The organism is Rheinheimera lutimaris, from assembly GCF_013283795.1.
Taxonomy (GTDB): Bacteria; Pseudomonadota; Gammaproteobacteria; order Enterobacterales; family Alteromonadaceae; genus Alishewanella; species Alishewanella lutimaris.
Genome location: NZ_JABSOD010000004.1, coordinates 50,692 through 77,138 on the forward strand (window position 1 = coordinate 50,692; position 26,447 = coordinate 77,138).

Genomic DNA, 26,447 nt, shown 5'->3' on the forward strand with positions numbered 1-26,447 from the left:
GCAATTGACAGATTTTCATCACGCAGCACGGTTAAAACTCGTATTTCAGCGCAAAACGAAAGGTCCGGTCTATAGTGTCATTGTCAAGGGCAAACACCATGGCAGCCTCCCACTTTAACTGCCGTGTAGGGCTGAACTTGTACACGCCCATAAAGCCCGGACCGGCACCTTTGTAGTTTTCTCCGGAGTAAATTTCAACAGAGGGCTGTAAAGCCGGTAAATAGCGGTAACGGTACTGCAACCTGAACTCGCTTTCCCATTCAGCGGATATAGTATTGCCCCACTCGTATACCAGCAGCGCATTTACCGTAAGGCTGGTATATTCAAACTCCTTTTCAACCAGTAAACCGGTGGTGAACTCGTTACTGTCAGTTTGCTTTTGTCTTTCCAATTCAAACAACAAGCCCCAGTCCCAGCTGTACTGGCCCTGCTCGGTCAACATCCAGCGTAGCTCAGCCTCATAGCCGGCAATGCGATAATCTTCCGGCATAATACGTTCCGCCAGAATATTAACTGAAATCGCCATATTACCGGCAACAGAAAAGCCGTAACCGAACTGCTGCGCCATAGCGTTATTGTCCGGATGATTTGCCTGCCACTGATATAAGTAACGGTACTCAAACTCACGCTCCAGCGGCTGAACGTAAGGATGATAAACCTTATCCACCACCCGGCCATCTGCCATCGCATTGCAGCTTAGCATTAATAGTACCAGCGCACTAAGCTGTTGGTTAAAGCCCATTTTTTACTCTCCGTATATAGCAGCGGTAACCAAGAGCTGACAGCAGGATCAGGGTTAATAACCAGCCGGTCAGTTGTATCAGATCCGGCGTAGCTTCATAACCAAACCAGGCTTGTAAAAAAACACCCGCCTCAGATTGTTCACTGACAACTACACCGCTATCCCATAGCGCCTGGCCGCCCGGCAGCCAGCCGGTTTGTTGCAATAATGCCAGCGCTTCAATGGTTTGCCGGGCACACGCCGGCAGCAGCATTAACAGCAATAATGCCGGTGTCCTGCGTTTCAGTTCATCAAGTAAATGAAACCACAAAACCGCAATACTCAGGCCAATACCCAATGCCAGCAATGTTCCCAGCCAGTAGCTGTCACCTTTATCAACATTGCCGATACCGGTAAAGCTGTATAGCAGCAGATTAATACCGCATATCAGCCCCTGCGCCGTTATCACTACCAGGGCCGGCGAAAATGGCCCGGCTTTAGCGGTGAGCAGTATTATCAGCGCCAGCAACGATACGCCGTAACAAGCGACAAATAACAGTTCCAGGCCGTTGCCTTCTGCCAGTTGTGTCAACAGCGCTAACCAGGGTGCCAGCAACAACACCAACGCGGTGCTTAGCAGCACACTAAGCAGTAAAAACCGGCTTTTTTGCGCCGATTGTAATTGCAACATCAGCACCAGTAGCAGCAGCAGCGGCAGCAGTTCACGGGTAACCAGTAACACCGTATTAATTAACATGCTGCACCTGCTGCCATTGCGCTTCGGGTATGACAATTAACACACCTTTGGCGCTGTCCGGATGATAATCACCAAAGAACGGATATTCTCCGGCAGCCAAAGGCCCAAGGTATAAAATGGCTTCACTATTACCCAACACCACTTTTTCACGGTTTAACGGGAAACTCTCAAATTCTTCCGGTGCTGCATCCAGGTTAATCAGGCGGATTTTTATTTTCTGTCCGGCCGGCACGGCCAGCTGCGCCGGGTTGAACAAATGATCTTTTAACGTCAGCACGAACTCTTGCCGCGCCTCCACTGCTAACGGAATACAAAGTGCCAGCGCTGCCAATGCCTGCTGCAGTGTCATAACGGCAGCTCCACTGTCACTTTCAGCCCGCTGGCAAAACCGGCCGGCGCAAGATAAATGCTGCCGTTATGCAAACTGACAATATCTTTAACAATAGCCAGACCCAACCCGGCGCCCGGCACCGCAAACTGATGCCGGTCACCGCCGACACGATAAAAGCGGTTAAATACCTGCGGGTACTCCTGTGGCGGGATCCCGGGCCCGGAGTCTTCTATTGCCAGCACAGCCTTATCCCGGCTTGTATGCAATGTCAGCCGAATTTGCCCGCCGGCCGGCGTATATTTAATGGCATTGCCCAATAGGTTTGACACCAGTAATCGCAGGGCAAAATCATCGGCTTTTACCATCAGGTGCTCATCCCCTTCGATACTGATGCTGTGCTGCTTTTGCTCCAATTGGCTAAACCATTCAGATACTACCTGCCGGCATAACGCTACCCAGTCCAACAGTCTGGTTTTTGCCTGAAAATTATCCGGATGAGTGCGGTTTAACAGCATAATTTGCTCAATCAGCTGCCGCATCCGCTCTACCCCTTGCTGCAGCGCCAGCATGGTTTCATCATGATCGGACAAGCCCTGCTGCTGCCAGCGGGTTAACGCATTATGCAGGTTAATCTCCAGCACGCTTAAAGGAGTACGAAGTTCATGCGCTACATCTGAAGCAAAACGTTTCTCGCGGGCAAAGGTGGCAGACAAGCGCTCAAACAGCTGATTGGTAGACTGCAGCACTTGCTTAAGCTCTTCTGGCACCTGCTCCAGGGTCACGGGCGATAATTCATTGGCTTTGCGGCTGGCAAGCTGCGCAGATAACGAGCGCAATGGCGATAATGCGCGGCTGACAATCAGCCAGATCAGCAACGCCTGCACCGGCAGGCTAAGCACTACAGGATAGATTGAGGCAGTAATCAGCTCATCAGCCAGTTGCAACCGCTGTTGCAGCGGTTGTGCCACCATAATTTGCCAACCGTTATTACCGGACTGCACAAATACCCGCCAGCGTTTACCGGCAAAGTTTTGCTCCGAGTACCCCTGTGCCCAACTGTTCACGGCCTGCGGCGCCAATTCACTGCGGTATTTCAACTCGCCATGCCGGCTCAGTTGCACCGCAAGCCCTTGTGCGGGCTGCGGCATATTCACATCGTATTGCTGCCAGATAGCTCCGGCGATCAGTTGTAAATCTTGATCAAACAACTCGCGGGCCCGCTCAGCGCTGAGACGATAACTTTGTAAAGCAGCCAAAAAGCTGGTTAACACCAGCACAGCAATTAACACTGAAATAAGGTAACGGCGAACTGAGGTCATGGCCTGCTGATACTGTAGCCTACGCCACGGACAGTCCTGATAAGATCTGACGGCAACTTTTTACGCAAATTTGAAATGTGTACTTCCAAAGCATTACTGGCGACTTCCTCGCCCCAGCTATACAAACTGGCTTCGAGCTGTTCGCGGGTTTTAATGCGCCCTGCTGATTCCATAAGTTCTTTCAACAATACATATTCACGACGCGACAAAGAAATAATATCTCCGCCGACACTGGCATGCATCGCGCTGCTGTCAAGTTCAACCTCACCGCAACGGATTAAATGGCTTGATGCCGTACCTAACCTGCGCTCTATTACGCGCAACCTGGCAAACAACTCAGGGGCAGCAAAAGGCTTGACTAAATAATCATCAGCGCCGAAGTCCAGCCCCTTTATTCTGTCATCCAGGCCATCACGGGCCGTGAGAATAAGCACCGGCAGGCGCGGCCACTTTTGCCGTAATTGTTTCAGCACAGCTAAACCATCCATGTCCGGCAGACCCAAATCTAAAATAACGGTATCGCAATCCCCTGCGCGCACCACCGCAAGTGCTTGCTGGCCATTGCCAACGGCATTAACTGCAAACCCTTGCACCGTTAATGCCTGTTGCAAACCATTACGCAACGCTATGTCATCCTCTACCAGCAGCAAACGCATGCATGCCCTCTGTTATTTTTTCAATTTTTTAATCAGCTTACTCTCAAGCGCTGCGATCTCATGCTGACGACCACTGTCAGCCAACGGCCGGTCCGGCCGTGCTGGTGCATTTTTCGCTACTTCAAGATAGCGCATTGCCGCTTTGTAGTCGCGCTCTTCCAGCAAAAACTCTGCATAAAAATAATTTGGATCAATACCTTGTGGGTTTAATTCAAGCGCTTTGTTTAACATGGCTCTGGCTTTTTTATCACTGCCAAAACCTACCGGCCAACCGGGAACCTTGTAGTACAGTACGCCTAAGCTGGTATACGCCGAGCCCTGCAAAGCGGTGTCATTCAGTGTTATTGCTTGTTCCAGATCCGCCTTTGATTGCCCGGTTAACGATAAGGCACCCAAGCCGCCTTTTGCTCCGGCGTAGCTGGAAGCAATAATGCCGCGCCATATATAGGCTTCTGCTTTGTCTGTATTTGCTTTCACTACTTCATCGGCTTGCTTAAGCAACGCATCAAACGCGCTCTCACGCTGGTCGCCTTCCAACTGATAGTTTACTTCAGCCCAGCGCTGCTGCAGCGGCTCAATATCATCAAGCACATCAGCCAGTGCTGCATTAGTGGATACCAGCAAAGTAAATGCCAGCAATGTTTTCATTTTCATATTACACCTCCGCACTGTTTTTTACGCCAGTGCCAATAAAATGTTGTTTTATCTGTTTAAGCTTACCGCCCAGAGCATTGTCAACAACAGACGGAAACAGCGCATTTAACCTGACAAAGATATTTTCTGCAGTTCCTAAAAAGCGACGCTTTTTGCCACTGATCAGTTGTTCAATCAACGCGTTGGCAACCTGCTCCGGTGTGTCAACACCTTGTTTTAGTGCACGATTCAGCGCTTTTACCGCAGTATTGTTTATCGCGGTATCTGTGGCGCGGGGAGCCAGATATAGCACCCGCATGTCAGTATCCGCCAGCTCACGCTGCAGTGCTTCGGTATAGCCACGCAAGCCAAATTTAGCTGCGCAATAGCCGGTAAAGCCTGCATAACCAATGCTGCCAAAAGTAGAGCCGACATTTAAAATGGTGCCGTTGCGCTGCTTCAGCATCGGTAAAAACAGTTGTGTCAGTAACATCGGTGCCAACAAATTAGTATTGATCAATGCCGTCAACTGCTGCCCGGCTGCTGCCGAAAACTGGCTGATCCCCGCATTATTAATCAGCACATCAATGCCGCCCTGCTGCTGACAAAATGCCAATAACGCGTCAAGATTTGCTGTATCAGTCAGATCAGCTGCAAAGGTTTGTATTTGCTCAGGCGCATCAGCGGCCAGCATTTTCAACCGCGGCTGATCCCGGCCGGTAATTACCACCTCAGCCCCTGAGGCTGACAGCTGTTTAAGCACCGCCCGACCAATACCGCCACTGGCACCGGTAAGCAATACCCGCTTGCCTTGTAGCCGGTTCATGCTGCCTGCTCCTGACGCTGAAGGCCGTGAGGTGCTTCCAGCGAGCGGAAAATATCGCCATATAACCGATAAAAACGTTTAGCGGCATGAACGATAACGGCCTGGTCCTGTGCAGAGCTGATGTTATTCATCAGGTTCTCATAAAACTTAATATGTTCCTGGTCCAGCGCACCATGTGAATTAAGATAAGAAAAGGCTTTGCGCGGTAAACCTAATTTACCGGCGATATGCGATGCCGCTTGTTCCGCCAGGTTAATAGACGTGCCTTCCAGCACCAGTACCATGCCGAAAAAGGCTAACGGATTGGTGCGTCTTATCGCGTCATAGGCATAAGAAACCATCATTTCTGTTGCAAATAGCGGTGCGCTTTGCCTGGCTTGCTCTTTATCAAAACCACAGGCAGCAATGTCGTTTAACACCCACTCCTGGTGCCCCAACTCCTCTTCAATGTATTCCGCGACCGCTTCTCGTAACCATTCCTTTTCTTCCGGCAACTGCGCACCAACCGCCATCAACAACGGCACTGTATGCTTAACATGATGATAAGCCTGTAATAAAAACGCCACATAATGATCCAGCGTAAAATCACCTTCAAAGCAGCGTTTAATCATTGGCGCACTTAGCAGGTAATTACGTTCTTCGCTGGTTGCTTCAAGCAGGGATTGATAAAAGTTCATATTTGTCTCCTGTAAACAGTGCTGAAATTTGTGCTGCATAACATTGTTCAATATGTTTGCGCCTTAACCGGCCATTTTCGGTTAACATGCCACGCTCTGCAGTAAAGGGGTCTGTTAGCCGGTGGTAACTCACCACGGTGGCATAATCCGGTAATTGCTTATTCACCTTTTGCACTATCTCTGCCAGCTGTGTATCACTGACACCGGCTGATGCGAACAGTAGCGCCGAGCAATACGGTTTGGCATCGCCAAGCAGCATGGCCTGTTGCACCACGCCGCTGTCGGTCAGGGCTGTTTCTACCCATTCCGGTGAGATATTGCGGCCAAAGCTGTTAATGATCAGGTTTTTGCGCCGGCCCAAAATGCGCAGCTCACCTTGTGCAGTCCACTCAGCCAGATCACCGGTATATACTTGTGCTGTTGAAGAGTCTGCATCACCTAAATAGCCCAAAAAAGGCGTATTAACTACCAGCTCACCGTTGATAATGTGTACATCGCGACATGCCAGCGGCTGCCCTACCGTTTCAGTGGCTTTAGCCGGATCGGTATCAGACAGTGCTACCACAGAGCCGCATTCACTCAGGCCATAACCCTGATAAACCGGTAGCTTTAACGCAGCAGCTTTTCTCAATAAATCCGGCGACACATAAGCGCCGCCAACAGCAATAAACTCCAAACTGGCCGGCACAGCCCAACCGGAATTAGCAGCCTGAATCAGCATTTTTAATAGTTCCGGTACTAAAATCAGGCTTTTAGGCTGTTGTGTCGTGATCAGCTGCAATAACTTCAAAGGATCTGTTAAACGACTGCCGCTGAACCCCCTGAAGATATCCCGGGCGACAATTACTTCGCCGCCGGCAAGTAAGGGTGTATAAACACCGGCTATGTTTTCCAGCAATGTCGACAGTGGCAGTAAACATAAATGTCGCGGACAACCACTGCTGATATGTTCGACCAGTGCTTTTAATGCCAAAGCTACATCCAACTGACTGCGGGCAGATAAACACACCCCTTTTGGATTGCCGGTGGAGCCTGACGTGAAGGTAATTTTTTGTGTGCCGCGAGCTACCGCAATGCTGCCGTTCACTTGGCGGCGATACAGTAGTAAACCATCGAACTCTTCCAGCAAAGTGCAGGCCGTATCGGTAATATCGTGATCACTCAACCATAAATCTGGCTGCAAGCTATTCAGTACTGCACCACGCTGAGTCTCGCTTAAATAAGTCGGTAACGGTGTAAGTAAAATACCAGCGGTTAAACATGCCAGGTCTGCCAGTATCCAGCTGATGCTGCTATCAGCAGTAAGCACCACCCTATTAGCATCATAGCCCTGCAATAATGTTTGCCACTGGTTTATCCGGCGCTGTATCGCCGGACTATCCAATGTATAACCACTTTGAGCATCAGTCAGTCGCGCGGAATCTGCCAGCGAGAATTGCATCAGATGGTCTCCTGCAACGTATCAACCAGAGCGTGAAGCTGCGGCCAATGTTTAAAAATCAACTGCACCAGGCGTTGGTCAGATTGAATTCGCTCTGCTGCCTGTGTGACAGCCAGCGCATATACTTTAGGTTTACTTTGGTAGTAACTGCCCCAGCCCCGGGCTTTGTCGCCCAGGCATTTTGCCGACGCATCAGCGACTTCTGTAAGTACAATACCGTGACGGGTTAACAAGCGCTTAAGATCAGCCGTTGCAGCAAATAGCAGCTGTTGCACCTTTAACTGCTGCAGCGCTTGCACCATCAGAACAAACAATTGCATTAAAGCCTGACGGTTGTGCGCATACAAATGGCCGATTTCGGCAATGGAAGCTCTGTCACAGCTAACATTATGTGTAAGCAGCACCTGCTCTGCACTGGCAGACAAATAGTGCTCTGTAAACAGCTTGCCAGCAGAGGCAAAACGGATGCCCAACGCAGCTTGCCATAAGCCTGAAGATGAAACGCCAAGCAGGTGTGGCATAAACTCTTGCACCCTAGCCTGATAGTGAGTAGCGAAGCCCTGTGCGATAAATTGCTGCAGCGATGCCCGACGCGGATGCCGCGGTTCAATCAGTTGCAAATCGCCTTGTATGGGTTGGTTGACATGCCGGATAACGCCGGCAAGATTTTCTGCGCTTACATTAACAATTCCGGCACTGGTGAAAGATCCGGTGCTACGCATCAAACTGGTCATAACGGACTCCTGTGTTACCGTTATAAGCAGTGTGCAATAGCAAACTTAAAGTAGTCTTAAGAACAAAAATAAAAAAACCCGCTGAGTAAGCGGGCTTTTTAGAGGTTAAATCAGTTGCTTATTACCAGCCAGTGATTTCTTTCAGTGCTTTACCGATATCGGCTAAGCTTTTTACCGTCTTAACGCCGGCATCTTCTAATGCAGCAAATTTCTCGTCTGCAGTACCTTTACCACCAGAGATGATAGCGCCGGCGTGGCCCATACGCTTACCTGCAGGTGCAGTTACACCAGCAATGTAAGATACCACAGGCTTAGTTACGTGCTGCTTGATATAAGCTGCCGCTTCTTCTTCTGCAGAACCACCAATTTCACCGATCATTACGATGGCTTCAGTTTGTGGGTCTTCCTGGAACAACTTCAGGATATCAATGAAGTTAGAACCCGGGATTGGGTCGCCACCGATACCAACACAGGTAGACTGGCCGAAACCGTAATCGGTAGTTTGTTTAACCGCTTCATACGTCAGTGTGCCTGAACGTGACACGATACCAACTTTACCCGGCTTGTGAATGTGGCCAGGCATAATACCGATTTTACATTCGCCCGGAGTAATAACGCCAGGGCAGTTAGGGCCGATTAACACGACACCTAATTCATCACATTTTACTTTAGCGTCCAGCATATCCAACGTTGGAATGCCTTCAGTGATACAAACAATCAGCTTAATGCCACCGTTTGCCGCTTCTAAAATAGAATCTTTACAGAAAGGTGCCGGTACATAGATAACAGACGCCGTTGCGCCGGTAGCATCTACCGCTTCTTGTACTGTGTTAAACACCGGTAAACCCAGGTGCGTTTGACCGCCTTTACCCGGCGTTACACCGCCAACCATTTTAGTGCCGTAAGCTATGGCTTGCTCAGAGTGGAAAGTACCCTGTGCACCGGTAAAACCCTGACAAATTACTTTGGTATCTTTATTAATTAAAACGCTCATTGCTTACCCCTTATGCCTTAGCCGCTGCTGCAACAACTTGCTTGGCAGCGCCAGTCAGGTCTGTGTCAGCGATAATGTTCAGGCCACTTTCTTGCAGCACTTTAGCACCCAGCTCTGCATTGTTACCTTGCAGACGTACAACCACCGGCACTTTAACGCCAACTTCTTTTACTGCACCGATAACACCTTCAGCAATCATATCGCAACGTACGATACCGCCGAAAATATTGATGAAAACGGCTTTAACCGCAGTATCAGACAGGATAATTTTGAACGCTTCTACTACGCGCTCTTTAGTTGCACCACCGCCAACATCCAGGAAGTTAGCCGGTTGGCCACCGTGTAGTTTAACGATGTCCATCGTGCCCATTGCCAGGCCTGCACCGTTAACCATACAGCCGATGTCACCACCTAAGGCAACATAGTTCAGCTCCCATGATGCCGCGTGGGCTTCACGTGGATCTTCCTGTGAAGGGTCCTGCATTTCTTTTAATTCAGGGTGACGGTACAACGCATTGCCGTCGATAACCAGCTTGGCATCTAAACAGTGCAAGTCACCAGCCGGGGTAATAACCAGCGGGTTTACTTCTAACAATGCCAGGTCTTTTTCCTGGAACAGTTTGGCCAGGCCCATGAAAATTTTCACGAACTGGTTAATTTGCTTGCCTTCCAGGCCCAGTTTGAAGGCCAGGTCGCGGCCCTGGTATGGCTGAGCGCCAACCAACGGGTCGATAGCAGCTTTCAGAATCTTTTCCGGTGTTTCGTGCGCTACGGTTTCAATTTCCACGCCACCTTCAGTAGACGCCATAAACACGATACGACGTGAAGAGCGATCTACCACTGCACCTAAGTACAGTTCTTTTGCGATATCAGTACAAGGTTCAACCAGGATACGGCTTACCGGCTGACCTTTTTCGTCAGTTTGGTAAGTTACCAGGTTCTTGCCAAGCCATTTTTCTGCGAAAGCTTTGATGTCTTCTTTGCTCTTAACCAGCTTCACACCGCCCGCTTTACCGCGACCACCAGCGTGAACCTGCGCTTTGACAACAAACATATCGCCGCCGATTTTATCTGCAGCTGCTACCGCTTCTTCAACTGTAGCTGCGGCGATGCCTTTAGATACAGGCAAACCATATTGGGCAAACAGTTGCTTACCCTGATACTCGTGCAAATTCATGGCTATTTTCCGTTCATTTGAATATGGAGGTTGGCCACTATGGTCCAACCTGACTTTGATCGGCGCGTATTATAATGCCAATCGGTTTGATAAAAAATGCTGTTGTCACAAAACAACAGCATTTTTAGTTATTTTTTCTGAATAATTAAATATCCAGCAAAATACGGGTTGGATCTTCCAGCAACTCTTTAATGGTTACCAGGAAACCCACAGACTCTTTACCGTCGATAATACGGTGATCATAAGACAGTGCCAGATACATCATTGGCAGAATTTCCATCTTACCGTCCACTACCATAACGCGGTCCTGGATCTTGTGCATACCCAAAATAGCAGACTGTGGCGGGTTGATAATTGGCGTAGACATTAACGAACCAAACACACCACCGTTGGTGATAGTGAAGTTACCGCCGGTTAAATCATCCATCGCCAACTTGCCGTCACGGCCTTTCAGCGCCAGTTCTTTAATGGCTTTTTCGATTTCGGCCAGGTTCATTTTGTCACAATCACGCAGTACCGGGGTAACCAGGCCACGTGGTGTTGATACCGCAATGCTGACATCGAAGTAGTTGTGGTAAACGATGTCATCGCCATCGATTGCCGCGTTAACTTCAGGGAAGCGTTTCAGCGCTTCTGTTACCGCTTTAACATAGAACGACATAAAGCCTAAACGGATACCGTGACGTTTTTCAAACACGTCCTGATACTGCTTACGCAGGTCCATAATCGGCTTCATGTTCACCTCGTTAAAGGTGGTTAACATGGCGGTAGAGTTTTTCGCTTCCAGCAGACGGTTAGCGATAGTTTTACGTAAACGTGTCATAGGCACACGTTTTTGGCTGCGATCACCGGCTACTGCAGCTGGTGCAGATGTTGTAGCAGCGGCTTTAGCAGGCGCACCGGCAACAAATTTTTCTACGTCTTCTTTAGTTACACGGCCATTTTTGCCGGTACCTTTGATTTTAGCGGCGTCGAGGCCTTTCTCAGCAATCATACGGCGCACTGACGGGCTTAACGCATCGTCGTTGCTATCATCTGATTTAGCATCTGATTTGGCTTCTGAGGCTTTGGCATCGTCTTTCTTAGCCGGCGCATCGTCTTTTTTCGCTGCCGGTGCACCACCGGCTTCCATTTTACCAATCACTTCTTCAGCGGTTACCGTCGCACCGGTGTCATGAATGATTTCACCCATTACGCCATCTGCCTGGGCCACAACTTCAAGTACGACCTTGTCGGTCTCAATATCAACTAATACCTGATCGCGTGTTACAGCTTCGCCTGCTTTAACGTGCCAGGTGGCGATGGTTGCATCTGCAACGGATTCTGGCAGTACGGGTACTTTAATTTCCACTTTTTCACCTTTTACCGGTTGGTCTTATTTCGTTCAACCGGCCCGCTGTGCGGGCCGGACAAGTCATTATTTAATGCTCAGTGCGTCGTTAATCAAAGCTTGTTGCTGCTTATTATGCACCGACAAATAACCTACTGCCGGCGATGACGAAGCGTCACGACCTGAGTAAGTCAGATAGCCGGCCTTAGGAATAGCGGCACGGAAATGATGCTGGCTGCAATACCAGGCGCCCTGGTTTTGCGGCTCTTCCTGACACCAGACAAAATCAGTAACATGCTGGTACTGGCTTAACACGTCAGCCATTTCTTCGTGCGGGAACGGATATAATTGCTCAACACGCACTATAGCAACATCTTTTTGCTCGCGCTTACGCCGCTCTTCCAGCAGTTCGTAATACACCTTACCGCTACAGAACACCACGCGCTTCACATCATTTGGCTTAATGTCATCAATCTCGCCAATCACGTTATGGAACTTGCCGGACGCCAGCTCTTCCAACGTGGACGTTGCCAGCGGATGGCGCAGTAATGATTTGGGCGACATCACAATTAACGGCCGACGCATTGGCCGCACCATTTGCCGACGCAACATATTAAACACCTGCGCCGGTGTGGTTGGGATACACACTTGCATATTGTGATCTGCACATAACTGCAGGAAACGCTCCAGACGGGCTGACGAATGCTCCGGGCCCTGGCCTTCATAACCATGCGGCAACAGCAAGGTTAAGCCACACAAGCGGCCCCACTTTTGCTCGCCTGAGCTTAAGAACTGGTCAATAACAACCTGAGCGCCGTTGGCAAAATCACCAAACTGACCTTCCCAAATTACCATGGCACGCGGCTCTGCTGTAGCATAGCCGTATTCGAATGCCAGTACCGCTTCTTCTGACAAAGCAGAATCGTACACCTGGAACGGGCCCTGTTCGTCACTGATATGCTCAAGTGGCGTATGAGTGCTGCCATCGGTCTGATTGTGCAATACCGCATGACGATGGAAGAAGGTTCCACGGCCGGAGTCCTGGCCAACAATACGAATGCGGCTGCCTTCTGCTACCGTTGAGGCATAAGCCAGAATTTCAGCAAAGCCCCAATCAATTTTCTTCTCGCCGGCCAGCATTAGCGCACGGTCTTCATACACGCGGCCAACCTGACGCTGTAAGGCGTGAGACTGCGGAATACTGGTGGCTTTTTTGCCCAGCTCAACCAGTTTTTCTACCGATACGCTGGCGTCATAGGTAGCGTCCCAGTCGTGGCCTAAAAACGGTGTCCAATCAACTGAGGTTTCAGTCATTGGTCGCCACTCGTCTACCACACAATCGCCTTTATCCAGCGCATCACGGTATTGCTCAATCATTTCACTGATTTTTTCAGTGCTGAACAACCCTTCTGCTACCAGCTTTTTGGCGTAAATTTCACGTGGTATCGGGTGCTTTTTAATTTTCTGGTACATCAGCGGCTGCGTTGCATTTGGCTCATCCGCTTCGTTATGGCCGTTACGGCGATAACATACCAGGTCAATCACCACGTCACGCTTAAAGGTATTGCGGTAATCTACTGCCAATTGCGCGACAAACACCACGGCTTCAGGATCATCACCGTTAACATGGAAAATTGGCGCCTGCACCATCTTAGCGATATCAGTACAGTACTCAGTAGAGCGGGTATCTTCTTGCTTGGAGGTGGTAAAGCCAACCTGGTTGTTAATCACCACGCGAATAGAGCCACCCACTTTAAAGGCACGGGTTTGCGAGATGTTAAAGGTTTCGGCTACTACGCCCTGACCGGCAAAAGCAGAGTCACCATGAATAGTTATCGGTAACGCCAGAGAGCCATCGCTGCAACCGCGGCGGTCTAAACGCGCCCGCACTGAGCCCATAACTACCGGGTTAACAATCTCAAGATGTGACGGGTTAAACGCCAGCGCCAAATGCACATTACCGCCGGCAGTTTCAAAATCAGACGAGAAACCCATATGGTATTTCACGTCACCGGCGCCGACCACTTCATATTTACCGGCAAACTCATCAAATAATTTTGACGGGTTCTTGCCCAGTACGTTAATTAACGTATTTAACCGGCCTCGGTGCGCCATACCGATAACACAATCTTTAGCGCCCTGCTCGCCGGCACGGTGGATCATGGCTTTAAGCATTGGCACCATGGCATCGCCGCCTTCCAGGCCAAAGCGCTTGGCGCCCGGGAATTTGGATGACAGGTATTTTTCCAAACCATCAGCCGCGACTAAACCATTCAGAATACGGGCTTTAGCAGCTTTGTCATAAGAAGGCGTTGACTGCACAGATTCTAAACGCTGCTGGATCCAACGTTTTTCGTCGGTTGAAACAATGTGCATGTACTCAGCACCGATAGAACCACAGTAGGTTTTCTCCAGTGCTTTGTGCAAATCACCCAGTTTCATTGTTTCTTTGCCAATGGCAAATGATCCAACATTGAACTCTGTATCGTAATCACTCTCGGACAGGTCGTGATAAGACAACTCTAAATCACGCACACGTGATTGTTTCCACAGGCCGAGCGGGTCTAAATTAGCCTGCTGATGACCGCGGAAGCGATAGGAGTTAATCAGCTGCAACACTTTAACCTGGCGACTATCAGAGGCGGTACCGGAGTTGACCACCACCACTTCGCGGTGTTTATTGCGGGCCAAGTCGGCAAATTGCTGTCTGACGTCTGAGTGACGGGTTTCAAGATCGACACCGTCAAGTTTTGGCAGTTTGGCGAAAAACTCACGCCATTCGTCACCAACGCTGGTAGGTTCAGCTAAGTAGGATTCATAGAGCTCATCGACGTAGGCCATGTTGCCGCCGCCAAGATGAGAAGACTCTAACCACGCCTTCATTACACCTTCGTGCATTTAGTTTCCCTTAATTTCCGCGCACCTGGAAAAAGTAGCAAAAAAATGGCCTGGTTGCATGCAACCAGGCTGTTTTTCATGCACATACCAAAAAAGGGCGCATTACAGCGCCCGGTTTAACAACATAGATTTAATTTCACCAATCGCTTTGGTTGGGTTTAAACCCTTAGGACATACGTTAACGCAGTTCATGATACCGTGGCAGCGGAATACGCTGAAAGCATCATCTAAGTCGTTTAAACGCTGCTCTGTTGCCGTATCACGGCTATCTGCCAGGAAACGGTAAGCATGCAGTAAACCGGCCGGGCCGATAAACTTATCCGGGTTCCACCAGAACGATGGGCAAGAGGTTGAGCAACAAGCACATAAAATACACTCGTATAAACCATCCAGCTTGGCCCGCTCTTCAGGTGACTGCAAGTACTCACCGGCCGGTGGTAATTTGCTGTCATTGATTAAATAAGGCTTCACTTTTTCATACTGGGTGTAAAACTGGCTCATGTCGACAACCAAGTCACGTACTACCGGTAAACCCGGTAGCGGACGTACCACAATTTTACCGCCTTTTAAGCCGGCAGCAGATAACGGCGTAATACAAGCCAGACCGTTTTTACCGTTGATGTTTAAACCATCTGAGCCACAAACGCCTTCGCGGCAGCTGCGACGAAACGATAAGCCCGCGTCCTGCTCTTTTAACTTAATCAGCGCATCCAGCACCATCATGTCCCGGCCTTCCGGGTTATCCAGCGTGTAATCCTGCATGCGCGGCGCTTTGTCGACATCAGGGTTGTAACGATAGATTGAGAATACCAACTTCTTCATCGCTGTGCCCTCTTAGTACGTACGTGCTTTAGGCGCAAAAGCTTCACGGAACTTAGGTTCCAGGTTCACTTTACGCTTAAACATTGATTCAGATTCCGGTGTGTACACGCTGTGGCATAACCAGTTTTCGTCATCACGATCCGGGAAGTCAAAACGGGCATGCGCACCACGGCTTTCGGTGCGGAAGTTAGCCGCTACCGCCGTTGAAAACGCCGTTTCCATCAGGTTATCCAGCTCTAAACACTCAATACGCGCGGTATTGAAATCTGAGCTCTTATCGTCCAGACGGGCAAACTTTAACCGTTCGCGAATTTCTTTTAACTCAGCCAGACCTTCCGCCATAGCTGCGCCTTCGCGGAATACCGAGAAGTTAAGCTGCATACATTTTTGCAGGTCTTTCTTAATCTGCACCGGGTCTTCACCCTGGCCGGGTTTCGACTCTTCCCAGCGCTGTGTGCGCGCTAAAGCTGCATCAAGATCAGACTGAGACGCTGCACGGGCTTCAGACGTTGCCGCCAGGGCTTCGCCCAAATGCAGGCCGGTTGCACGGCCAAATACTACTAAGTCCAGCAAGGAGTTACCGCCTAAGCGGTTAGCGCCGTGTACGGACACGCAGGCAATTTCGCCACAAGCAAATAAGCCGGCTACGATTGATTCACCACCGTCAGCGGTCGGTTTGATAACCTGGCCATGTACGTTGGTCGGAATACCACCCATCATATAATGACAAGTTGGAATTACCGGAATAGGCTCTTTTACCGGGTCAACGTGCGCAAAGGTTTTAGACAACTCACAGACACCAGGTAAGCGGCTTTCTAATACTTCGGCGCCTAAATGGTCTAACTTCAGTTTAATGTGTACGCCCCACGGGCCGTCACAACCGCGACCTTCGCGAATTTCCGTCATCATAGAGCGGGCAACCACGTCGCGGCCGGCTAAGTCTTTGGCGTTAGGAGCATAACGCTCCATAAAGCGTTCGCCGTCTTTATTCAGCAGGTAACCGCCTTCACCACGACAACCTTCCGTTACCAGAGTACCGGCACCGGCAATACCGGTTGGGTGGAATTGCCACATTTCCATATCCTGCAGCGGTACACCGGCACGCAGCGCCATACCAACACCGTCGCCGGTGTTAATGTGGGCATTCGTAGTAGAAGCATAAATACGGCCGGCACCACCGGTAGCCAGTACCGTTGCTTTAGCTTTGAAATAGACGATTTCGCCTGTTTCAATATCAATAGCAGTACAACCTACGACAGCACCGTCCTGGTTTTTTACCAGATCAAGCGCGTACCACTCAGAAAATACCTGAGTTTTGTTCTTTACGTTTTGCTGGTACAACAGGTGCAATAAGGCATGACCGGTACGGTCAGCTGCAGCGGCAGTACGGGCAGCTTGCTCGCCGCCGAAATTCTTGGACTGACCACCAAACGGGCGCTGATAAACGCGGCCGTTCTCAAAGCGTGAGAAAGGTAAACCCATGTTTTCCAGCTCGGTAATCGCTTCCGGGCCGGTTTTACACATATATTCGATAGCGTCCTGGTCACCGATGTAATCAGAACCTTTAACGGTATCAAACATGTGCCATTCCCAGTTATCCGGATGGCTGTTACCCAAGGCTACAGTAATACCACCCTGGGCAGACACTGTATGCGAACGGGTCGGAAACACCTTAGATAATAAAGCACAGCTTAAACCAGACTGGGTAATTTGCAGTGCAGCGCGCATACCGGCACCACCTGCGCCAATTACGATGGCGTCAAACTCTCTTACAGGAATATTCACTTAAGCACCCCACAGAACAAACAGGCCAACCGCAACATAAGCGAAAGCCAGCGCATAAAGGAAGAATTGTAATACTGCGCGCAGAGCGGCTGATTTAATGTAATCAGTCAGCACCTGCCACAAACCAATGCGGGTGTGCACGGCAATAGATACTAACGCTAACAAGGTAAACACTTTTACCAGAGTATTGGCAAACAGTGCTTGCCACACCTCAAAGGTAACTTCCGGCGTAATAAGGAAGAAACCCAAAATAAATACGCTGTACAGCGCCAGCACTATGGCTGTTGCGCGCAGCGACACATAATCCTGCACGCCATCGCGTTTCAGGCTTGCCTGGTTTAAAACCATAACCATACTCCTGCTAAAACTGCTAATACTGCCCACAGCGCTATTGTTACTTTGGCGCTTAGATTACCGGATTTCAGCTCTTCCCAGTGTCCCATGTCCATAATCAGATGACGAATACCGCCAACCAAATGGTAGATAAGAACAGTGATAGTGCCCCAGGCAATGAATTTGGCCAGGTGAGACGTCATCAGCGCTTTAACATAGTCAAAGCTCTGCTGGTCCTGCAGCGAATAAGCCCAGGCCCAGATAACGAATACCAAGGCGAAAAACAATGCCACGCCGGTAACCCGGTGTAAAATTGACGCTATGGCAGGTGCCGGAAACGATATGGTAGAGAGGTCTAAATTTACTGGTCTTTGTTTTTTCACAGTGCTTGCCCATCGATGCCCATTATCGAGCTCTTGTTGTCATTGTCGTTGTCATTGCTGTATAAACAGTCAACACCCAAAACCAATACACCTTATTGCTCAAGCTGGATCAGTCCTGCCGGATTCAGCAAAAAGTGCTTGCCGAGTGAACTGTTTAAAAACCGCAATAGTATATATTTCGTGACTCGCTATTACAATTTTTGTTTGGTTTTACCCGAAAAAATCCGTATTTGGAACATTACACATTTTAGTCGTAAGGGCAATAATACCAGAGTCGAATACTTATTAAGCAGAAACGCATTAAAATTGACTTTATAGGGTCGTTTGCAGTTAGAATAGCGGCCAATTTGCTAAATTCCTTTAACCCGATACTACAACAACAGGAGAAATCCAATGGCAGATAAAAAGGCCGTCGTGCAGATCGATGGGAAATCGTTCGAGTTGCCAATCTACTCTGGCAGCGCCGGCACAGACGTAATTGATGTTCGCGCCTTGGGTCAGCAAGGGTACTTCACTTTTGATCCGGGCTTTATGTCGACCGGTTCATGTGAATCTAAAATTACCTATATCGATGGCGACAACGGTGTGCTGTTACACCGCGGCTACCCTATCGAGCAGCTGGCAGACCATTCAGACTACCTGGAGCTGTGCTACCTGTTATTAGAAGGTGAATTACCGCAAGCGGAACAGTACAATCAGTTTAAAAACACTATAACCCGCCATACCATGGTGCATGAAAAAATCGCCGCGTTTTTTCAGGGTTTCCGGGTTGACGCGCACCCAATGGCAATGCTGTGTGGTGTGGTGGGCGCGATGTCGTCTTTCTATCACTCAGACCTGGACATTAACGACCCTATGCAGCGCAAGCGCAGCGCGCATCGCTTAATCGCCAAACTGCCAACGCTGTCTGCGATGGCTTACAAGTACACCGTGGGACAGCCATTTGTGTATCCGCGTAACGATTTAAGCTACTCAGAAAACTTCCTGCACATGATGTTCTCCGTGCCGGCAGAGGATTACAAGGTTAGCCCTATTCTGGCTAAAGCCATGGACCGCATTTTTATGCTACACGCAGACCATGAGCAAAATGCTTCTACCTCTACTGTACGTTTGGCCGGTTCTTCAGGTGCTAACCCTTATGCCTGTATCGCCGCCGGCGTAGCATCATTGTGGGGCCCGGCGCATGGCGGTGCTAACGAAGCCTGCCTGAAGATGTTGCAACAAATTGGTTCGGTTGACCGTATTCCTGAATTTGTTGCCCGCGCCAAAGATAAAAACGACAGCTTCCGCTTAATGGGCTTTGGCCACCGTGTATACAAGAACTTTGACCCACGGGCCAAAGTTATGCGTGATACCTGCCATGAAGTGTTAAAAGAGCTGAATGTTAAAGACCCGCTGTTAGATGTGGCAATGGAATTAGAACGTATTGCACTGTCTGATCCATACTTTATCGAGAAGAAACTCTACCCGAACGTAGATTTCTACAGTGGTATTATCTTAAAAGCTATCGGTATTCCAACCAGCATGTTTACGGTGATTTTTGCAATGTCACGCACCGTTGGCTGGATCTCACATTGGGACGAAATGCTGGGCGAAAAAGGCCATAAAATCGGCCGTCCGCGTCAGCTGTATACCGGCTACACTGCCCGTGATTTTAAACCGCTGAACAAGCGTTAATTTCGACGGTACTTATTGATAGTGTTTAAAAGCGGCTGCGGCCGCTTTTTTCTTGCCCGGAATACCGCATCACATTTGCGCCACTGCGTAAAAACAGGCAAAATCGCGCCATCTCATCCAGCGGAACCCTCATCCCTTATGCCTGCTTTTGATGTTCAGCAATTTCGCCAACAATTTGCTTTTTTTCAGCAGCAGCCGGATTGGGTGTATCTGGACAATGCCGCCACCATGCATAAGCCTCAGGCCGTTATCGATGCGGTTACGCAGTTTTATCAGCGGCATAACAGCAATGTACATCGTGGTGCCCACCAGCTAAGCCAGCAGGCTACTATGCTGTTTGAACAAGCGCGAACTAGCGTAGCCGCCTATGTTAACGCAGCACATTCGGATGAAATTATTTTTACCAGCGGTGCGACTGCGGCGTTAAATCAAATTGCCTTTGGTTTAATGCATACGGTGCTCAAACCCGGCGACCGTATTTTATTAACCCAACTGGAACATCACGCCAATATTGTGCCCTGGCAACTGCATTGCCAACGCCATGGCGTGATAATTGATGTGGTGCCGTTAACACCACAGCACACGGTAGACCTTGTGGCGTATCAAAAGCTGTTGGCCCTCAAGCCAAAAGTGGTCAGCTTCAGCCATATTTCTAATGTGCTGGGACATATTCAACCGGTAGCACAGATGGTAGCGCAGGCCAAAGCCGCCGGAGCCATTACCATGATTGACGGTGCTCAGGGCGCAGTGTACCAACAACCGGATGTGCAACAGCTTGATTGTGATTTCTATGTATTTTCCGGCCATAAGCTATACGGCCCCACCGGTATCGGTGTGCTGTATGGCAAAACGCAGTGGTTGGAACAATTAACACCGGTTTTTGCCGGCGGCGAAATGATTGACACTGTCAGCTTTGTTAACACTACATTCAACAAACTGCCGTTCCGCTTAGAAGCCGGCACGCCAAATATCGCGGGGGCTATAGGCTTATCTGCGGCAATTTCATGGCTACAAAAATATAACACTGAGCAAATTCAACAGCATAAATCGCTGTTATTAAAAGAGTTCTACAGTGGCCTGCAGGCAATAAAAGCCATAGATATTTTGTCCATGCCTGTGCATAATGCCGGCATAGTGGCATTAAATGTTGCCGGTGAACATCCGGCCGATGTGGCTGAATTATTAAATCAGCAACAGGTCGCAGTGCGTTCCGGCCAACATTGCGCCATGCCGTTATTTAGCTATTTAGCGCAGCAAGGCGCGGTTCGCTGCTCCTTTGCTGCATATAACACGCTGGACGATGTAAACCGGTGTCTGCTCGCTTTGGAGCAGGCCGTGGAGATTTTAACTGCATGACATTAGAACAATTATTAGCAGAAACACAACCTGCCCTGCTACAGATCAAACAACAGGATCTGGCCGACATCAGCGCGGCGAAAGATTGGCAAAGCAAATACCGCGTGCTGATGCAGCTGGGTAAAAAGTTGCCGCCGGTACCGGAAAAAATGAAACAACCGCATTTGCTGGTAAAAGGCTGTGAAAGCCGCGCCTGGCTGATGCATTATCACGATAAAGCGCAAGACAAACACTTTTTTGTACTGGACAGCGAGGCCCGTATTGTTAAAGGCTTAATGGCTATTATGCTGTGCCTGGTTAACGGTATGACAAGCGCAGAGCTGGCGAAGTTTGATTTGTGCCATAAGTTTGATCAGCTGAATTTAAAGCCGTATTTAAGCCAGTCACGTGGTAATGGATTAACCGCTATGGCTGAAAGGATAAAAGCCTGCTGCCCTGCTAAGTAGCCAGTTTTTTCAATACTCTGGATACAGCCGCAAAACCAAAACTGGCAGTGACTACGGTAACAGCGCCAAAACCGCCGCTGCAATCCAACCGCATACTGCTTACTTCGCCCTCTGCCGTAACTTGTGCAGTTTTTTGCTGACACACACTGCCATCCGGTTGCGGATACACCAATTGCTCGGTTGAATACACACAATCAATACCAAAGCGGCGTTTCGGGTTACGGCTGTAGTTATAATCACGCCGCAAACTGTTGCGCACCTTAGCCAGTAACGGGTCATTAATGGTTTGGGTTAAATCCGCTATCTGTATTTGTGTCGGATCCGTTTGGCCGCCGGCACCGCCGGTGCTAATCAGTTTAATTTTATTGCGCTTACAATGCGCCAACAGGGCTACCTTGGCTTTAATTGAATCGATAGCATCAACCACGTAATCCATATCGCTTGTTATCAACTGGCGCAGGTTATCTGTGGTGACAAAATCTTCTATCTGATGCACAACACAGTCGGGGTTAATCGCTTGAATACGCTGAGCCATCACCGCCACTTTATCCTGGCCTACCGTTGCCGTAGTGGCGTGTAGCTGACGATTGATATTGCTGATGCAGACATCATCTAAATCAATCAGGGTAATTTCGCCGATACCGGAGCGGGCCAGCGCTTCCGCCGCCCAACTGCCAACCCCGCCGATACCAATCACACAGACATGGGCTTTAGCAAAAGTTTCCAGTGCAGCTACGCCATATAATCTGGCTATGCCGGCAAAACGTAATTGATAATCGGACATCGTTATTCGCTAACCTGCTTGGGTAAAGTGTAGTGTGGCCAGTTTAGCTGCCGCGGCTGCGACCAGCCCTGCAGCGCGTCGCTTTGCAGCAGTTGCTGATACAAGACGCCTTCTGTCGGCGGCTGTACATAATAGTATTCGGTGTTATATAAACAAAAGCGCAGTGCATAAGCGTGCAAATACACCCTGTCTGCAGCGCCGCCCTGATACAAAACATCACCGGCAATAGCGGCGCCGGCACTTTTCAGTGCAACCCGGATTTGATGCGTTTTACCGCTGTAGGGTTTAACCAAAAACGCCCGGAACGGCAGGTGCTCAAAGCCCTGACTGATAAAGTATGTCACCGCAGGGTTTAGCTGTGTGCTGAGTAATTTCCAGGCGCCGCGTCGCGACGGAGCCATATCGCCTTTCACCCAGCCCTGCTTTTTTGCCGGTTTGCTTAAACTCAGCGCCAGGTAGTATTTCTCAATCTGGTGAGTGGCAAACAACTGCGTTAGCTCTGCCGCAGTTTCACTACTGCGGGCCAGCAAAATCAAACCGGAAGTGACTTTATCCAGCCGGTGTACCGGGTACAGTTTATAGCCCAGTTGTTGTTCAGCCAGTACCACTAAACCCGGGCCATCTTCAGAGTGAAAACTGATGCCGGCAGCTTTATTCAGCAACACAAACTCTGCTGTTTCCGCCACCAGGCTAAATGCCGGTTGCATCAATTCAGGCTGGCCGCATAATGCCTGGCATGCTCTAAATCGGCCGGCGTATCCACACCCACTGCCGGCGTTTCCAATGCCGTATCAACATGAATGGCCTCGCCGTGCCACAGCACCCGCAGTTGCTCCAGGTTTTCGATTTGTTCCAGCGTCGATGCCGGCCAATCTACATAGTGCTGAATAAAAGCCGCGCGATAGGCATAAATACCGATATGACGCCGGTAATGGCTGGCTAATTCGGCCTGAAATTTCGCATCGCGGTCAAACGGGATCACGCTACGGCTGAAATACAACGCATAGCCGTCTTTATCACTTACTACTTTAACAATATTCGGATTGGCAATTTCAGCCGCGTCTGTCAATGGCACGGCCAGGGTGGCCATCTGGGCTTTTTGCTGTGATGCCAGATTTTGTGCCACCTGGCGGATAATCAGCGGTGGAATAAACGGCTCGTCGCCCTGAACATTTACCACCACGGTATCGCCGGCAAGCCCCAGTTTCGCTACCACTTCGGCCAATCGCTCAGTACCGGAGTTATGCTCCGGCCGGGTCATGCACACTTCGCCGCCAAACTGATCTACCGCGTCTGCAACCCGTCTGTCATCAGTCGCAACCACCACACGGGCTGCGCCGCTTTGCAGTGCTTGTTGGTACACCCGCTCAATCATGCTTTTACCGGCAATATCGGCCAGCGGTTTACCAGGCAAGCGACTGCTGGCGAAACGCGCCGGAATAACGACTATGAACGCCATTGTTCTGTCTCTTCCAGTGTCAGCTCGCGCGCTTCATCGGCCAGTAATACCGGGATATTGTCGCGCACCGGATAGGCCAGGCGGTCAAAGGTACAAATCAACTGTTGTCCGGCCTGATCATATTTTAGTTTGCCCTTACACAGCGGACAGGCCAAAATTTCGGTTAATGCTGGTTTAAGTGCCATAACTGCTCCGCAAATTAGTCAGTATTGTGGTTATTTTAGTTGTAAGTTGTTCATCTAATTGTGCATCGACGCCCAGGCTGAACCATTCTTTGCCGGCAAAAGCACGGCATTTCACCGCATCTTTTTCTGTCATTAATACCGGGCCGCTGATGTCGTTAAAATCTGTTACGCTAAACTTGTGATGATCGGCAAAGTAATGCCGTTGGCTGATAGTGAACCCCGCCGCCAACACTGTGCGTTCAAACCGCGCAGGGTTGCCGATACCGGCCACCAGGCTAACGGCACAGGGCGGCAACAATGCGTCACCAATCAGCTGTTTTGCCGCTGACGGCTGCAGAGTCATCATGCCATCGGCAGCTGAAAATGGCTGGCTGTTGGCTATCACCAGATCAACCTGCGCCAGGCGCCAGGCGCCTTCACGCAGCGGCCCTGCCGGCAGCAAATGGCCATTACCCAGGCCGCGGCTTCCGTCAACCAGCACAATCTCAATATCCCGTGCCAGCCGGTAATGCTGTAAACCATCATCACTAACAATAATATCAGCCTTGGTATTGGCCAACAGGTATTTTGCCGCCGCCACTCTGTCCGGACACACCACTACAGGGCAACCACTGCGCTGAGCCAATAACAGCGGTTCATCCCCCACATCTGCAGCCGTTGCATCCGGCTTTACCAACAACGGCGCTGTAATGCTGGCACCATAACCACGGCTGACAATGCCCGGCGTCCACCCCAGAGCTTGTAACCTTTGGCACAGCAACAGCGTAAAAGGCGTTTTGCCGGTGCCGCCAATGCTGATATTGCCCACCACTATTACCGGTACCGGCAGTTTATATTGCGGTTTTAGCTTCAGACGGTAAAGTAGACGGCGCAGCACAGTAATAACGCCGTATAGCCAGGCCAGCGGCAACAGCAACCAGTAAGCCTTATGGCCCTGATACCATAAACGTTCCGTAAAACTCACTGCTGCTCGCCAAATTGCAGCTTGTACAGCTGAGCATAAGCACCGTCTTGAGCCAGTAACGTAGCATGGTCGCCTTGCTCTACAATTCGCCCCTGGTCCATCACAATAATGCTGTCAGCGTTCTCAATGGTCGATAAACGGTGCGCAATAACAATGCTGGTACGGCCTTTTAACAGCTCATTTAATGCCGCCTGAATTTTGCGTTCCGACTCGGTATCAAGTGCCGACGTGGCTTCGTCCAGTACCAGGATCGGCGCTTCGCGCAGCAAAGCCCTCGCAATAGCAATACGCTGGCGTTGGCCACCGGATAAACTGACGCCGTTTTCACCAATCACGGTGTCCAGGCCATCTTTGAGGTTTTCGGCAAACTCCAGCACATGAGCTTTTTCCGCCACCTGCAATAAATGCTCACGTGACACCGGCTCTGTGCAGCCATAGGTAATATTGTTGGCAATGCTGTCATTAAATAAAGTGACATGTTGAGACACCACCGCTAACTGGCGGCGTAATGATGCCAGGGTGCAGTCCCTGATATTATGGCCATCAATTAAAATGTCGCCGTCAGTTACTTCATAAAAGCGCGGCAACAAGCTGGAGATGGTGGTTTTGCCGCTACCGGAACGGCCAACCAACGCAATGGTTTTGCCGGCCGCGGCGTTAAAACTGATATCAAACAACACTTGTTTATCGTGACCCGGATAGCTGAAATTGACGTTATTAAACTGAATATTGCCACTTACGTTATCTAATACTGTAGTACCGGTATCTTGCTCTACCGGCTGATCCAGCACCTCAAATACGCTGTTCGCCGCAGTAAGGCCACGCTGAAATTCGCTGTTTACCGTAGTCAGTTGCTTTAACGGCCGTAGCAACATCATCATAGAGCCGACAATAGTGGTAAATTTACCGGCGGTCAGGCTATCGAGCATTTCCGGAAAACTGGCCATATAAATAACAAAAGCCAAAGCAAAAGACGCAATAATCTGGATAGACGACACGCTGATCGCACGGGTGGCCTCCATTTTTACATCCTGACGCCGCGTCAGATTGTTCACGGTAGCAAAGCGCTGCTCTTCAATTTGTTGGCCACCAAATGACAAAATCACCTTATGGCCGTTTAACATTTGCTCTGAACAGGTGGTTACTTCCCCCATCGCGCCCTGAATATTCCGGCTGAGCAAGCGAAAGCGCTTCGATACCAGCCGCACAACAATGGCAATAACCGGGGCTATCAGCAAAAAAATCGACGATAACTGCCAGCTGATCCAAAACATCATCACCAGCAACCCGATGACAAAAACCCCTTCGCGCAGCAATACCGCCAGGGCTTTGGAAGTAGCTTGCTTAATTTGTTCAGTATTGTAAGTCACCTTAGAGATTAACTCGCCGGTAGAATGTTGATCATGGAAGCTTACCGGCAAGCGCATATAGTGACGAAACAGCTGTTGCCGCATTTCCTGTACCGCATGGGTACCGACCCAGTTCAGGCAGTAACTGGCAATAAAATTAAATACGCCGCGCAAAATAAAAATGCCGATAATAAACAACGGCGCATAACGCAGGTAGTCGGTATTTTTCTGATTGATACCAATATCAATAAAGTCTTCTAACTGGGAAATAAAAAACACATCAACCAGGGCATAACCCAACATGCCAAAAGCGGCCGCCGCAAAACCCAACCGGTACGGCTTAACATAGCCAAGCAAACGACGAAAAGTAGCAGGTGAAGTAAACTGAGACGCAGCCAAAGAATAATTCT

27 protein-coding genes are annotated in these 26,447 nt (G+C 49.7%); 3 read left to right on the forward strand and 24 right to left on the reverse strand.

Features of this window, described 5'->3' with window-relative positions; all coding sequences use genetic code 11:
- Positions 1–31: 31 nt before the first annotated feature.
- From HRH59_RS04815 to sdhC, 18 genes are all read right to left on the reverse strand, one after another.
- Positions 32–742 (reverse strand): hypothetical protein, encoded by a 711-nt coding sequence (locus HRH59_RS04815; protein ID WP_173500143.1) that lies wholly within the window; start codon positions 740–742, stop codon positions 32–34.
- Positions 732–1,478, reverse strand: a complete 747-nt coding sequence (locus HRH59_RS04820; protein ID WP_173500144.1) for a hypothetical protein — start codon at positions 1,476–1,478, stop codon at positions 732–734. Before HRH59_RS04820 ends, HRH59_RS04815 begins: the two co-directional genes overlap by 11 nt.
- Positions 1,468–1,827, reverse strand: coding sequence for a cupredoxin domain-containing protein (locus HRH59_RS04825; protein ID WP_173500145.1), 360 nt, complete (start codon positions 1,825–1,827; stop codon positions 1,468–1,470). The genes HRH59_RS04820 and HRH59_RS04825 overlap by 11 nt, the downstream gene beginning before the upstream one ends.
- Positions 1,824–3,128 carry a sensor histidine kinase gene (locus HRH59_RS04830; RefSeq protein WP_173500146.1) on the reverse strand — a complete coding sequence of 435 codons (1,305 nt, stop codon included), beginning with the start codon at positions 3,126–3,128 and terminating at the stop codon, positions 1,824–1,826. The genes HRH59_RS04825 and HRH59_RS04830 overlap by 4 nt, the downstream gene beginning before the upstream one ends.
- Positions 3,125–3,784, reverse strand: coding sequence for a response regulator (locus HRH59_RS04835; protein ID WP_173500147.1), 660 nt, complete (start codon positions 3,782–3,784; stop codon positions 3,125–3,127). The genes HRH59_RS04830 and HRH59_RS04835 overlap by 4 nt, the downstream gene beginning before the upstream one ends.
- A 12-nt stretch (positions 3,785–3,796) precedes the next feature.
- The gene (locus HRH59_RS04840) at positions 3,797–4,438 is read right to left on the reverse strand and encodes a tetratricopeptide repeat protein (RefSeq protein WP_173500148.1); all 642 of its coding nucleotides are present in this window, start codon (positions 4,436–4,438) and stop codon (positions 3,797–3,799) included.
- A gap of 1 nt (position 4,439) precedes the next feature.
- Positions 4,440–5,243, reverse strand: coding sequence for an SDR family oxidoreductase (locus HRH59_RS04845; RefSeq protein WP_173500149.1), 804 nt, complete (start codon positions 5,241–5,243; stop codon positions 4,440–4,442).
- The gene (locus tag HRH59_RS04850) at positions 5,240–5,920 is read right to left on the reverse strand and encodes a TenA family transcriptional regulator (protein WP_173500150.1); all 681 of its coding nucleotides are present in this window, start codon (positions 5,918–5,920) and stop codon (positions 5,240–5,242) included. The genes HRH59_RS04845 and HRH59_RS04850 overlap by 4 nt, the downstream gene beginning before the upstream one ends.
- A complete protein-coding gene (locus HRH59_RS04855) occupies positions 5,895–7,361 on the reverse strand; it encodes an AMP-binding protein (protein ID WP_173500151.1) in 1,467 nt (488 codons plus the stop codon). The genes HRH59_RS04850 and HRH59_RS04855 overlap by 26 nt, the downstream gene beginning before the upstream one ends.
- On the reverse strand, positions 7,361–8,095 hold the full coding sequence (locus HRH59_RS04860; RefSeq protein WP_173500152.1) for a thermostable hemolysin: 735 nt from the start codon (positions 8,093–8,095) through the stop codon (positions 7,361–7,363). The genes HRH59_RS04855 and HRH59_RS04860 overlap by 1 nt, the downstream gene beginning before the upstream one ends.
- A gap of 121 nt (positions 8,096–8,216) precedes the next feature.
- A complete protein-coding gene (gene sucD / locus HRH59_RS04865; RefSeq protein ID WP_173500153.1) occupies positions 8,217–9,089 on the reverse strand; it encodes a succinate--CoA ligase subunit alpha in 873 nt (290 codons plus the stop codon).
- Between the two features lie 10 nt (positions 9,090–9,099).
- Positions 9,100–10,266 carry an ADP-forming succinate--CoA ligase subunit beta gene (gene sucC, locus HRH59_RS04870; RefSeq protein WP_173500154.1) on the reverse strand — a complete coding sequence of 389 codons (1,167 nt, stop codon included), beginning with the start codon at positions 10,264–10,266 and terminating at the stop codon, positions 9,100–9,102.
- A 145-nt stretch (positions 10,267–10,411) separates the two neighbouring features.
- Complete coding sequence (gene odhB / locus HRH59_RS04875) at positions 10,412–11,617, reverse strand: 2-oxoglutarate dehydrogenase complex dihydrolipoyllysine-residue succinyltransferase (RefSeq protein WP_173500155.1); 1,206 nt, start codon at positions 11,615–11,617, stop codon at positions 10,412–10,414.
- A gap of 66 nt (positions 11,618–11,683) precedes the next feature.
- The gene (locus HRH59_RS04880; protein WP_173500156.1) at positions 11,684–14,494 is read right to left on the reverse strand and encodes a 2-oxoglutarate dehydrogenase E1 component; all 2,811 of its coding nucleotides are present in this window, start codon (positions 14,492–14,494) and stop codon (positions 11,684–11,686) included.
- A 102-nt stretch (positions 14,495–14,596) separates the two neighbouring features.
- Positions 14,597–15,316, reverse strand: coding sequence for a succinate dehydrogenase iron-sulfur subunit (locus tag HRH59_RS04885; protein ID WP_173500157.1), 720 nt, complete (start codon positions 15,314–15,316; stop codon positions 14,597–14,599).
- A 12-nt stretch (positions 15,317–15,328) separates the two neighbouring features.
- Positions 15,329–17,101, reverse strand: coding sequence for a succinate dehydrogenase flavoprotein subunit (sdhA, locus tag HRH59_RS04890; protein WP_173500158.1), 1,773 nt, complete (start codon positions 17,099–17,101; stop codon positions 15,329–15,331).
- Positions 17,102–17,449: a succinate dehydrogenase, hydrophobic membrane anchor protein gene (gene sdhD / locus HRH59_RS04895; RefSeq protein WP_173500159.1), complete on the reverse strand. Its 348-nt coding sequence runs from the start codon at positions 17,447–17,449 to the stop codon at positions 17,102–17,104.
- A complete protein-coding gene (gene sdhC, locus HRH59_RS04900; RefSeq protein WP_173500160.1) occupies positions 17,440–17,817 on the reverse strand; it encodes a succinate dehydrogenase, cytochrome b556 subunit in 378 nt (125 codons plus the stop codon). Before sdhC ends, sdhD begins: the two co-directional genes overlap by 10 nt.
- A 393-nt stretch (positions 17,818–18,210) precedes the next feature.
- On the opposite strand from sdhC, the gene gltA reads away from it, so the two are divergent.
- From gltA to HRH59_RS04915, 3 genes are all read left to right on the forward strand, one after another.
- A complete protein-coding gene (gene gltA, locus HRH59_RS04905) occupies positions 18,211–19,494 on the forward strand; it encodes a citrate synthase (RefSeq protein WP_173500161.1) in 1,284 nt (427 codons plus the stop codon).
- A gap of 138 nt (positions 19,495–19,632) precedes the next feature.
- Positions 19,633–20,850 carry an aminotransferase class V-fold PLP-dependent enzyme gene (locus HRH59_RS04910; RefSeq protein ID WP_173500162.1) on the forward strand — a complete coding sequence of 406 codons (1,218 nt, stop codon included), beginning with the start codon at positions 19,633–19,635 and terminating at the stop codon, positions 20,848–20,850.
- Entirely contained in the window at positions 20,847–21,296 is a 450-nt protein-coding gene (locus HRH59_RS04915; protein ID WP_173500163.1) for a SufE family protein, read from the forward strand. The genes HRH59_RS04910 and HRH59_RS04915 overlap by 4 nt, the downstream gene beginning before the upstream one ends.
- On the opposite strand, the gene tcdA is transcribed toward HRH59_RS04915, so the two are convergent.
- Genes tcdA through msbA form a run of 6 tightly spaced genes read right to left on the reverse strand, consistent with a single transcriptional unit; the run spans position 21,289 to position 26,436 of the window.
- The gene (gene tcdA / locus HRH59_RS04920) at positions 21,289–22,080 is read right to left on the reverse strand and encodes a tRNA cyclic N6-threonylcarbamoyladenosine(37) synthase TcdA (protein ID WP_173500164.1); all 792 of its coding nucleotides are present in this window, start codon (positions 22,078–22,080) and stop codon (positions 21,289–21,291) included. The two genes, HRH59_RS04915 and tcdA, sit on opposite strands and share 8 nt — an antisense overlap.
- Positions 22,081–22,082: 2 nt before the next feature.
- The gene (locus HRH59_RS04925; protein ID WP_173500165.1) at positions 22,083–22,787 is read right to left on the reverse strand and encodes a pseudouridine synthase; all 705 of its coding nucleotides are present in this window, start codon (positions 22,785–22,787) and stop codon (positions 22,083–22,085) included.
- Entirely contained in the window at positions 22,787–23,539 is a 753-nt protein-coding gene (kdsB, locus tag HRH59_RS04930) for a 3-deoxy-manno-octulosonate cytidylyltransferase (RefSeq protein WP_173500166.1), read from the reverse strand. The genes HRH59_RS04925 and kdsB overlap by 1 nt, the downstream gene beginning before the upstream one ends.
- Positions 23,527–23,724: a Trm112 family protein gene (locus tag HRH59_RS04935; protein ID WP_173500167.1), complete on the reverse strand. Its 198-nt coding sequence runs from the start codon at positions 23,722–23,724 to the stop codon at positions 23,527–23,529. Before HRH59_RS04935 ends, kdsB begins: the two co-directional genes overlap by 13 nt.
- Positions 23,714–24,688 carry a tetraacyldisaccharide 4'-kinase gene (gene lpxK, locus HRH59_RS04940; RefSeq protein ID WP_173500168.1) on the reverse strand — a complete coding sequence of 325 codons (975 nt, stop codon included), beginning with the start codon at positions 24,686–24,688 and terminating at the stop codon, positions 23,714–23,716. The genes HRH59_RS04935 and lpxK overlap by 11 nt, the downstream gene beginning before the upstream one ends.
- Positions 24,685–26,436, reverse strand: a complete 1,752-nt coding sequence (msbA, locus tag HRH59_RS04945) for a lipid A export permease/ATP-binding protein MsbA (protein WP_173500169.1) — start codon at positions 26,434–26,436, stop codon at positions 24,685–24,687. Before msbA ends, lpxK begins: the two co-directional genes overlap by 4 nt.
- Positions 26,437–26,447 lie beyond the last annotated feature (11 nt).